The sequence below is a fragment of the Streptococcus sp. ST14 genome (assembly GCF_046098195.1).
In the GTDB taxonomy this organism is placed as follows: domain Bacteria; phylum Bacillota; class Bacilli; order Lactobacillales; family Streptococcaceae; genus Streptococcus.
Genome location: NZ_JBJUSF010000061.1, coordinates 1 through 1291, shown reverse-complemented (window position 1 = coordinate 1291; position 1291 = coordinate 1). Strand labels below are relative to the sequence as shown.

Below are 1291 nucleotides of genomic sequence, written 5' to 3'. Positions count from 1 at the left end.
CCTGTTCATTCACATTTTTTGATGGGCGATATTGAATTTGATGACCTTTCTTATAAGTATGGTTTTGGACGAGATACTTTAACAGGTATTAATCTCACGATTAAACAAGGAGATAAGGTTAGCCTAGTTGGAGTTAGTGGTTCTGGTAAAACAACTTTAGCCAAAATGATTGTCAATTTCTTTGAACCTTACAAAGGACATATTTCCATCAATCATCAGGATATTAAAAACATTGATAAAAAAGTCTTGCGCCGTCATATTAATTACCTTCCCCAACAAGCCTATATCTTTAATGGCTCTATTTTGGAAAACTTAACTTTGGGCGGTAATCATATGATTAGCCAAGAAGATATTCTAAAAGCTTGCGAATTAGCTGAAATCCGTCAAGACATTGAAAGAATGCCTATGGGTTATCAAACTCAGCTCTCTGATGGAGCTGGTCTATCAGGAGGACAAAAGCAACGAATCGCTCTCGCTCGTGCTCTTTTAACTAAATCTCCTGTTTTAATACTAGATGAAGCTACTAGCGGTCTTGATGTCTTGACTGAGAAAAAAGTTATAGATAATCTTATGTCCCTAACTGATAAAACCATTCTCTTTGTAGCCCATCGTCTCAGTATAGCCGAACGAACCAACCGTGTCATTGTTCTTGACCAGGGGAAAATCATTGAAGTTGGTAGCCACCAAGAGTTAATGCAGGCGCAAGGTTTCTACCATCATCTATTCAATAAATAAGGAGAATGTCATGAATCCTAATCTTTTTAGAAGCGTTGAGTTTTATCAGAGACGTTACCATAACTATGCGACAGTGTTAATTATACCTCTTTCATTACTATTTACTTTCATCTTGATTTTCTCCCTTGTTGCTACAAAAGAAATTACTGTCACTTCCCAAGGAGAAATCGCCCCTACAAGTGTCATTGCATCTATTCAGTCAACAAGTGATAATCCTATCCTAGCTAATCATTTAGTGGCAAATCAAGTAGTTGAAAAAGGTGACTTACTCATCAAATACTCTGAAACAATGGAAGAAAGTCAGAAAACTGCCTTAGAAACTCAAGTACAAAGACTTGAGAAGCAAAAAGAAGGACTTGGAATTTTGAAACAAAGTTTAGAAAAAGCGACTGATCTTTTTTCTGGCGAGGATGAGTTTGGCTACCATAATACCTTTATGAATTTTACTAAACAATCCCATGATATTGAACTGGGTATCACAAAGACTAACACCGAAGTTTCAAATCAAGCCAATCTTGCCAATAGCAGTTCATCAGCCATCGAACAAGAAATTACA

General features: G+C 36.6%; 2 pseudogenes. Both read left to right on the top strand.

What is annotated here, in order from left to right:
• Nucleotides 1-735, top strand: a pseudogene (blpA, locus tag ACIY19_RS10785) (peptide cleavage/export ABC transporter BlpA); the annotation flags it as partial.
• Nucleotides 736-745: 10 nt separating this feature from the next.
• Nucleotides 746-1291: pseudogene (locus tag ACIY19_RS10780) on the top strand (bacteriocin ABC transporter ATP-binding protein); the annotation flags it as partial.